Source organism: Longimicrobium sp., assembly GCF_036554565.1.
Lineage (GTDB): Bacteria > Gemmatimonadota > Gemmatimonadetes > Longimicrobiales > Longimicrobiaceae > Longimicrobium.
In genome coordinates, this window is sequence record NZ_DATBNB010000205.1 from 1 (window position 1) to 8,472 (window position 8,472).

8 protein-coding genes and 1 pseudogene are annotated in these 8,472 nt (G+C 68.2%); all 9 read right to left on the reverse strand.

The window, feature by feature from the left end; genetic code table 11:
- Positions 1-4,068, reverse strand: a pseudogene (locus tag VIB55_RS05545) (hypothetical protein); the annotation flags it as partial.
- A gap of 232 nt (positions 4,069-4,300) precedes the next feature.
- On the reverse strand, positions 4,301-4,684 hold the full coding sequence (rplL, locus tag VIB55_RS05550; protein ID WP_331875674.1) for a 50S ribosomal protein L7/L12: 384 nt from the start codon (positions 4,682-4,684) through the stop codon (positions 4,301-4,303).
- Positions 4,685-4,774: 90 nt separating this feature from the next.
- The gene (gene rplJ, locus VIB55_RS05555; protein WP_331024595.1) at positions 4,775-5,305 is read right to left on the reverse strand and encodes a 50S ribosomal protein L10; all 531 of its coding nucleotides are present in this window, start codon (positions 5,303-5,305) and stop codon (positions 4,775-4,777) included.
- 4 nt (positions 5,306-5,309) lie between these two features.
- The gene (rplA, locus tag VIB55_RS05560) at positions 5,310-6,005 is read right to left on the reverse strand and encodes a 50S ribosomal protein L1 (RefSeq protein WP_331875675.1); all 696 of its coding nucleotides are present in this window, start codon (positions 6,003-6,005) and stop codon (positions 5,310-5,312) included.
- A gap of 242 nt (positions 6,006-6,247) precedes the next feature.
- Positions 6,248-6,673 (reverse strand): 50S ribosomal protein L11, encoded by a 426-nt coding sequence (rplK, locus tag VIB55_RS05565; RefSeq protein ID WP_331875676.1) that lies wholly within the window; start codon positions 6,671-6,673, stop codon positions 6,248-6,250.
- A gap of 24 nt (positions 6,674-6,697) precedes the next feature.
- On the reverse strand, positions 6,698-7,249 hold the full coding sequence (nusG, locus tag VIB55_RS05570) for a transcription termination/antitermination protein NusG (RefSeq protein WP_331024592.1): 552 nt from the start codon (positions 7,247-7,249) through the stop codon (positions 6,698-6,700).
- An 8-nt stretch (positions 7,250-7,257) separates the two neighbouring features.
- Positions 7,258-7,470, reverse strand: a complete 213-nt coding sequence (secE, locus tag VIB55_RS05575; protein ID WP_331875677.1) for a preprotein translocase subunit SecE — start codon at positions 7,468-7,470, stop codon at positions 7,258-7,260.
- Positions 7,471-7,542: 72 nt separating this feature from the next.
- Positions 7,543-7,692 (reverse strand): 50S ribosomal protein L33, encoded by a 150-nt coding sequence (gene rpmG, locus VIB55_RS05580; RefSeq protein ID WP_331875678.1) that lies wholly within the window; start codon positions 7,690-7,692, stop codon positions 7,543-7,545.
- Between the two features lie 90 nt (positions 7,693-7,782).
- A partial coding sequence (locus VIB55_RS05585; RefSeq protein WP_331875679.1) for an EF-Tu/IF-2/RF-3 family GTPase occupies positions 7,783-8,472 on the reverse strand: 690 nt, incomplete at its 5' end.

Genomic DNA, 8,472 nt, shown 5'->3' on the forward strand with positions numbered 1-8,472 from the left:
GTCCAGACCATCGACCACCTCGTCCGTCAGCTGCGTCCCCTCGTTGAAGAAGGGCTCCACCGTCCCCTTCTTCAGGAACAGGGCGACCTCGCGGCCGCGGATCAGCTCGCGGATCTCCTCGTCGCGCGCCTCGCCGATGCGCTGGATCTCCGTGCGTTCGAAGGCGCGCAGCTCGCCGATCTTCTGCCCCCGCTCCTTTTCCAGGATGGGGTCGTCGATGCGGCGGCTGAAGATCTTCACGTCGATCACGGTGCCCTCCACGCCGGGCGGCACCTTGAGCGACGAATCCTTTACGTCCTTGGCCTTTTCGCCGAAGATGGCCGTCAGCAGCTTTTCTTCGGGAGAAAGCTCGGTCTCGCCCTTCGGCGTAATCTTGCCCACCAGGATGTCGCCGGCCTTCACCCGGGCGCCGATGCGCACCACGCCGCGCTCGTCCAGGTCCACCAGCGACTCTTCGGCCACGTTGGGAATTTCGCGCGTGATCTCTTCCATCCCGCGCTTGGTGTCGCGCACCTGGAGCTCCAGCTCCTGGATGTGGATGGAGGTGTACACGTCGTCCTTCACCAGCTTCTCGGACAGCACGATGGCGTCCTCGAAGTTGTGGCCGTACCAGGGCATGAACGCCACCAGCAGGTTGCGGCCCAGGGCCAGCTCGCCGCCGTCGGTGGACGGGCCGTCAGCCAGCACGGCGCCCTTTTCCACCACCATCCCCTTGCGGACGATGGGGCGCTGGTTGAGCGCCGTGTCCTGGTTGGTGCGCCAGTACTTCTTCATCCGGTAGCGGTCGAACTGCGCCAGGCGGCGCAGCGGCTCGGCGGCAGACCCCACGCCCTCCATCCCGGCATCCACCAGGATGTGGTCGGCGGTCACCTCCATCACCGTTCCGCCGCGCCGGGCCACCACCACGGCGCCCGAGTCGCGCGCGATTACCTCTTCCAGCCCCGTGCCCACCACCGGCGCGTGCGGGAACAGCAGCGGCACCGCCTGGCGCTGCATGTTCGAGCCCATGAGCGCGCGGTTGGCGTCGTCGTGCTCCAGGAAGGGGATCAGGGCCGCGGCCACCGACACCAACTGGTCGGGCGCCACGTCCATGTAGTCGATCTCCTCCGGCCGCAGCAGGGGGAAGTCGCCCCGCTCGCGGCAAAGGACGAACTCGTTGTTGAAGGTGAAGCCCGGCGTCAGCGGCGCGTTCGCCTGCGCGATGCGGGCCGTCTCCTCCTCGTTGGCCGACAGCCAGGCGCTGATGCGCGTGACCACGGGGGTCACGTGCGTCGTGCGGCCGCTGGCGCCCAGGACGGCGCGCCCCACCTCGCCCTCGGCCGGCAGCGCCGGCACGCCCGAGGTGTAGTCGATCGCCACCTCGTCCGGCGTGTCGCCCCACTCCTGCACCTCGAGCCCGGTCATCTGCCGCTCATGGAGCGCCTCGACCACCTCGGCCGTCAGCACCGTCCCCGGCACCGCCAGGACGGCGGCCGTGGTGGGCTGGAAGACGCGAACGGACAGCGACATGGGGTTGCGGATGGCCTCGGGGGCCACGCCGCGCGCCGCCGCGCCCGCCCGGCGGCTGACCACGCGCACCAGGTTCACCGGCTGGGCGGCGATGCGCTCCGCCAGCTCTTCGGTGATGCGCTCGCCGCGCTTGGCCAGCACGGGAAGCCCCGCGAACTCCTGCTCCCAGTCGGTCTGGGCGATCTCGCCGGCCAGCATCCGCGGGAACAGCGTGCTCCAGTCGAACACGTCCTCGGCCAGCTCGGCGCCCACGATCATGGCGCGGAAGATCTCGCGGCCGCGGGCGGCGTCGATGGTCTCGCCCTTCTTGCCGAACACCTTGGCGCGGTCGCCCAGCACCAGGCGCACGGCCTCTTCCAGCTTGGCCTGCGCCGGGTACTTCACGATGGCGCGCACCACCTTGCGGTAGGGCGTCTCGATGAAGCCCAGGTCGTTGATCCGGGCGTACGTGGTCAGCGAGTTGATCAGGCCGATGTTCGGGCCTTCCGGCGTTTCGATCGGGCACATGCGCCCGTAGTGCGAGTAGTGCACGTCGCGCACTTCGAAGCCGGCGCGCTCACGGGTAAGACCGCCCGGCCCCAGCGCCGAAAGACGGCGCTTGTGCGTCATCTCGGCCAGGGGGTTGGTCTGGTCCATGAACTGGCTGAGCTGGCTGGATCCGAAGAACTGCTGGATCACCGCCGACACCGTGCGCGCGTTCACCAGGTCGTCGATGTTGATCTTGTCGGGGTCCGACACGATCGACATGCGCTCGCGCACCAGCCGCGCCATGCGGCTGAGGCCCACGCTGAACTGGTTGGCGATCAGCTCGCCCACCGAGCGCACCCGGCGGTTGCCCAGGTGGTCGATGTCGTCCGTTTCGCCGCGCCCCTCGTGCAGCTCGATCAGCTGCCACAGGATCGCCAGCACGTCCTGCGCGGTGAGCGCCGTCATGCCGGCCGGCGGCACCGTGTAGCCCAGCGACTCGAAGGCCGGCGCCAGCCGCTGGTTGATCTTGTAGCGGCCCACGCGGCCCAGGTCGTAGCGCTTGTTCAGCGCCTCTTCCGTGTACTCCGAGTAGTCGGTGCTGGCCGCGGCCGTGCCGTTGCCGCTTCCCGTCAGCTCGCCGGTGACGACGAGCGAGGTGCGCGGCTGGAACAGCAGCCGCCAGACGGCCACGTACACCTGCACCACGCGGTTCAGCTCGTACACCAGCACGCGGCTGGGCTTGCCGGCCTTTTCGGTGCGGTCGTCGCGGAAGCTTTCCCACACGTAGCGAATGCCGCGCTCCTGGGCGAAGCGCAGCATGCGCTCCTCCACCGAGCGCTGCCCCTCGCGCGACATGGGGTCCACCGGCTGCGCGCCGCGCTCGGCCCACGCCGCCAGGAAGTCGGCGACGTGCATGATGGTGTCGCCCTCGGCCAGGAACTCTTCCTCGGTCCACGTGTCGGGCGCGGGGGCCGTGCCCGGGCGCACCAGGTTGTGGATGGCGAAGAGCGAGTCGAGCGTGCCGCGGGTGGGGTCCTTGGCCAGCGTGGCGCGCAGCGCCGAGCCGCTCTGGCTCGTCGCGCGGTACGTGGCCACCGACTCGATGCCGGCGCGCAGCATGCGCCCCAGCGTGTCGCCGTTGATCTCGTCGCCGGCACGCGCCACCAGCGCCGAAGCCACCACGGGAAGCGTGGTGACGCCGGCCTCGCGGAGCGACGCGTACAGCTCGGGGGTCACCCGGCGGCCGCGCTCGTACACCTCGCCCGTCGAGGGAAGCACGATGTCGCGGTACAGCACGGGGCCGTTGGGGCCCAGGACGGCCGGGTCCGGCACGTCCTCGGCCAAAAAGCCGTGGAACACCTCGCCGCGGCGGCCGCTTCCCGTGGCCTGCTCCAGCGTGTTCAGCGCGACGGTGTCACGCTTCAGGAACACGCCCAGGATGTCGGCGTCGCGGCTGAAGCCCACCGCGCGCAGCAGCGCCGTGGCGGGGAACTTCTTCTTCTTGTCGATGTGCACCGCCACCACGTCGTGGATGTCGAGGGTGAACTCCACCCACGACCCGCGGAACGGGATGATGCGCGCGCTGAACAGCTTGCTGCCGTTGGGGTGGGTGTTCTCTTCGAACACCACGCCCGGCGAACGGTGCAGCTGGCTGACGATGACGCGCTCGGCGCCGTTGATGATGAAGGTGCCCAGGGGGGTCAGGACCGGCAGGTCCCCCAGGTACACTTCCTTTTCGATGATGTCCTTGGGACGGCGCTCGTCGCCCACGTCCTCCCACACCACCAGCCGGAGCGTCGCCTTAAGCGGAGCCGCGTACGTCATGTCGCGCTCCATGCACTCCTCCATGTCGTACTTGGGCTCGCCCAGCGAGTACCGTACGAATTCCAGGGAGAAGTTCCCGTTGACGTCCGAGATGGGGAAGATCTCGTTGAAGACGCGCTCCAGCCCCACGTCCTCGCGCTCACGCGCGGCGGCGTCGGTCTGGAGAAGCGTATCGAACGCCCTCAGCTGCACGTCGAGGAGGTTGGGATGCTCCATCCCCGACGTCAGCTTGGCGAATGAGACGATCGGTTTGTTCAGCGTTGCCAAGTGGGTCTCCCTCTCAGCGTGCGTGGATTCGGAAAAGCGCAAACGACCCCGACCGAATGCGATTCGGCGGGGCGGCGTACCGTCCGTCGGAATTTGATTGTAGTCCTGCTCTGTGCCATGTGCCGCCGCGCTGGAGTAACCGGAAAGGGAAGCCGGGGCGGCCCACTGGCCGCGCCGGCTTCGCGGTCCGGCGCGCGGAGCCCCGGGGGGGTCCGCGCGCCGGCTCGCCCGGTTACTTCAGCTCGACGGTGGCGCCCTGCTCGGTCAGCTTGGCGCGCATGGCCTCGGCCTCGTCCTTGGTCAGGCCGTCCTTGACCGTCTTCGGAGCGCCGTCCACCAGGTCCTTGGCTTCCTTCAGGCCCAGGCCGGTCAGCTCGCGCACGACCTTGATCACCTGGATCTTCTTCTCGCCGGCGGCCATCAGCACCACGTCGAACTCGGTCTTCTCCTCGGCGGCCGGGGCCGCGGGTCCACCAGTCGCGGCGGCGGCGACGGCCACGGGGGCCGCGGCGGTCACGCCGAACTTCTCCTCGAAAGCCTTCACGAAGTCGGACAGCTCGAGAACGGTCATGTTGCCGATCGCGTCGAGCAGCTCGTCACGGGTAAGCGTCGCCATCTCAGGGGCTCCTTTAGTCTACGTTCGTTCGTACAGGAATGTCAGATCGGTTCCGGCCCGGGGCCGGCGTGCTCATGGGCGAAAGGGCCCTCAGGCCCCCGCCTCTTCCTTCTGCTGCCGGAGCTGGTCCACCGCGCGGGCAAAGCCGGCGATGAGCTGGCTCATTCCGCCCGCCAGGCGCGCCATGGGCGCCTGCAGGCCGCCGGCGATCTGCGCCAGCAGCACCTCGCGGGGCGGCATGTCGGCCAGCTGCCGCACCTGCGCCGGGTCGAAGGGCTTCCGGTCCACCACGCCCACCTTCACGGTGGGGCGGTCGCCGAACTCCCGGGCGAAGTCGGCCAGCACCTTGGCCGGCGCCACCGCGTCTTCGCGGCCGATCACCACCCCCGTGGGGCCGGTGAAGAAGCCCGCGATGTCGGGCAGCTCCAGGCCGTCGAGGGCCCGGATGGCCAGCGTGTTCTTGACCACCACGTAGTCCACGCCCTGCTTGCGCAGACGGCTGCGGAACTCGGTGATCTGCTTCACGCTCAGGCCGGTGAAGTCCGTCAGGTAGAACGCGCTCGCGTCGCCCAGCTTCTGCTGGAGCTCGGTGACGACGACGTTCTTCTCGTCTTTCCTCATCCGCTCAGCTCCGCCGGAAAAGGTTGGCATCCACCGGAACGCCGGGTCCCATGGTGCTGGAAACCGTCACCCCGCGCACGTACTGCCCCTTGGCAGCCGCCGGCTTGGCCCGGATCACCGTGTCCATGAAGGCGCTCAGGTTCTCTTCCAGCTTCGCCGGCTCGAACGACACCTTCCCGATGGGAACGTGCACGTTGCCCGTGCGGTCCACGCGGAACTCGATCTTGCCGGCCTTGATCTCGCGCACCGCGCGCGAAACGTCCATCGTCACCGTGCCCGCCTTGGGCGTGGGCATCAGGCCGCGGGGGCCCAGGATGCGCCCCAGCTGGCCCACCTGGCCCATCATGTCGGGCGTGGCGACGCAGACGTCGAAATCCAGCCAGCCGTCCTTGATCTTCTGGACGTACTCGGTGCCCACGAAATCGGCACCGGCTTCCTCCGCCTCACGCGCGCGGTCGCCCTGGGCGATCACGAGCACGCGGGCGGTCTTCCCCGTACCGTGGGGAAGGACGACGGCGCCGCGGACGATCTGGTCCGCGTGCCTCGGGTCGACGCCAAGGCGGACGGCGGCTTCCACCGTCTCGTCGAACTTGGCGAAGCTCAGCTCCTTGACGAGGCTTACGGCCTCGGCGGGCTGAAACGTCGATCCCTCGGGCACACGGGCCTGCGCGTCGCGGAACTTTTTCCCGTGCTTTGGCATGTACCCCCTCAGCGAACTTTTCTCACGAGTCCTCCCACCCGGCGTTCGCCTGGCCCGCGGTGGTTGATCGGACGGGATTTCGGCCGCGCTCCGCATTGCGGAACGGAAGGGCGGGAGACCGCTTCCTGGGCTCCGGCCGAACTCCACTTCTCCCGCCTGCGGCCCGCCCGAGGGCGAGCCGTTTCCTCAGAGCGCGATCGCGCGCGCCGTCAGGCCCGCACTCACGCACTCACGCACTTCTTTTACTTCGCCACCTCGACGCCCATCGACCGGGCGGTGCCGGCGATCTGGCGCATGGCGCCCTCGATGTCGGCCGCGTTCAGGTCGGGCATCTTGGTCTCGGCGATGGTGCGCAGCTGCTCCTGCGAGAGCGTGCCCACCTTGGTCTTCTTCGACGAGGCGGAGCCCTTGTCCAGGCCGATGGCCTTCTTGATCAGCACCGCCGCCGGGGGCGTCTTGGTGATGAACGTGAAGGAGCGGTCCGCGTACACGGTGATCTCGACGGGAATGATCATCCCCGGCTGACCCTGCGTGCGCGCGTTGAACTGCTTGCAGAACTCCATGATGTTCACGCCGTGCTGGCCCAGCGCGGGGCCCACGGGGGGCGCCGGGTTGGCCGCGCCGGCGGGAACCTGGAGCTTGATGAACCCGGTGACTTTCTTCGCCATCTTCGCCTCGAATCAACGTCCGCTTCAGAAGCCGCGGAGCTGCGTGTAGTCCAGCTCGATGCTGGTGGGCCGCCCGAAGAGCGACACCTCCACCTTGACCTTGCCCTTGTCGTGGTCGATGTCCTGCACGGTGCCGCTGAACTCCTTGAACGGCCCGTCGGTCACCTCGACCACCTGCCCGTGGTTGAACGGGATCAGCACCACCGGGGCCTCGGCGGCGGCCGGAGCCGCCTCTTCCTGCCCCAGCACCTTCGACAGTTCGTCGTCGGTCAGCGGCGCGGGCTCGGCGCCCGTGCCCAGGAACTTGATGACGCCCTGGATGCTGTTGATCAGGTGGGCCGTGCGCTGGTTGTACACCATCTTCACCAGCACGTACCCCGGGTACAGCTTCCGGGTGACGGTCACGCGCTTGCCGTTGCGAAGCTCCACCTCTTCACGGGTGGGGACCATCACTTCCTGGATCTGCCGGGTTTCCGGCTCGCCCTGCTCCTCGTCGATGCGGCGCTGGATCAGCCGCTGCACCTTGTTCTCGTGCCCCGAATAGCTCTGGATGGCGTACCACTTGGCGTCGGCCATGGGCGCGCTCAGCTCGTGAACAGGGACGAGATCATGTCGAGCACCACGCCGACGCCGCGGTCCATCACGAAGATGATGGACGCCATCACCAGCATGAACACCACGATCATCCACGTGGAGCTCTGCAGCTGCGCGCGGTCGGGCCAGGTGATCTTCTTGACCTGCTCTACGACTTCACCGAAGAAGTCGCGGGCAGAGGTACGCGTCGTCGTCTCAGCCATGCGGAAACCGTTCGCGATCAAAAAAGGGTGCCGGCCGGCCCGGAAAGGGCCGGCCGCCGTTCCGGGTGCCGCTTACTTGGTTTCCTTGTGCGGCCGGTGCGTGTTGCACCGCGGGCAGTACTTCTTGTACTCCACCCGCTCGGGGTGCTTGCGCTTGTTCTTGGTCAGGTGGTAGTTCCTCTCCTTGCACTCGGTGCAGGCGAGGATGACCTTGTCGCGCATGGCTCCAGCTCCTTGTATGTCAACCGTTCCAGACGGCACGCGGCGGGGAGCGGTGCCCCCGCCGCAACCTCCCTGTCCGATGTCCGGCGGTTACTCGACGATCTCGGTGACGACGCCGGCGCCCACGGTGCGGCCGCCCTCGCGGATGGCGAAGCGCAGCTCCTTCTCCATGGCGATGGGGGTGATCAGCTCCACCACCATCTGCACGTTGTCGCCCGGCATCACCATCTCCACCCCCTCCGGCAGGGTGGCGCTGCCCGTCACGTCGGTCGTGCGGAAGTAGAACTGCGGCCGGTACCCGTTGAAGAACGGCGTGTGGCGCCCGCCCTCCTCCTTGGTCAGCACGTACACCTCGGCCTTGAACCTGGTGTGCGGCGTGATGCTCTTCGGCTTCGCCAGCACCATCCCGCGCTCGATCTCGTCCTTGGCCACGCCGCGCAGCAGCAGCCCCACGTTGTCGCCCGCCTGCCCCTCGTCGAGGAGCTTGCGGAACATCTCCACCCCGGTCACCGTGGTGCTCTTCTCCGAGTTCATCCCCACCAGCTCCACCGTCTCCCCCACCTTGATGATCCCGCGCTCGATGCGGCCCGTGGCCACCGTGCCGCGCCCGGTGATCGAGAACACGTCCTCGACCGGCATCAGGAACGGCTTGTCGACCTCGCGCTTCGGCTGCGGAATGTAGGAGTCCAGGGCGTCCATCAGCTCGCCGATCTTCGCCCCGTACTCGCTATTGGGGTCCATCGACTCCAACGCGCGCAGCGCCGACCCCTTGATGATCGG

What these genes read in the sequence shown, in the direction of transcription:
- rplK (WP_331875676.1), bottom strand. Translation starts at nt 6,673, where the DNA reads ATGGCGAAGAAAGTCACCGGGTTCATCAAGCTCCAGGTTCCCGCCGGC.
- rpmG (WP_331875678.1), bottom strand. Translation starts at nt 7,692, where the DNA reads ATGCGCGACAAGGTCATCCTCGCCTGCACCGAGTGCAAGGAGAGGAAC.
- secE (WP_331875677.1), bottom strand. Translation starts at nt 7,470, where the DNA reads ATGGCTGAGACGACGACGCGTACCTCTGCCCGCGACTTCTTCGGTGAA.
- rplA (WP_331875675.1), bottom strand. Translation starts at nt 6,005, where the DNA reads ATGCCAAAGCACGGGAAAAAGTTCCGCGACGCGCAGGCCCGTGTGCCC.
- nusG (WP_331024592.1), bottom strand. Translation starts at nt 7,249, where the DNA reads ATGGCCGACGCCAAGTGGTACGCCATCCAGAGCTATTCGGGGCACGAG.
- rplJ (WP_331024595.1), bottom strand. Translation starts at nt 5,305, where the DNA reads ATGAGGAAAGACGAGAAGAACGTCGTCGTCACCGAGCTCCAGCAGAAG.
- rplL (WP_331875674.1), bottom strand. Translation starts at nt 4,684, where the DNA reads ATGGCGACGCTTACCCGTGACGAGCTGCTCGACGCGATCGGCAACATG.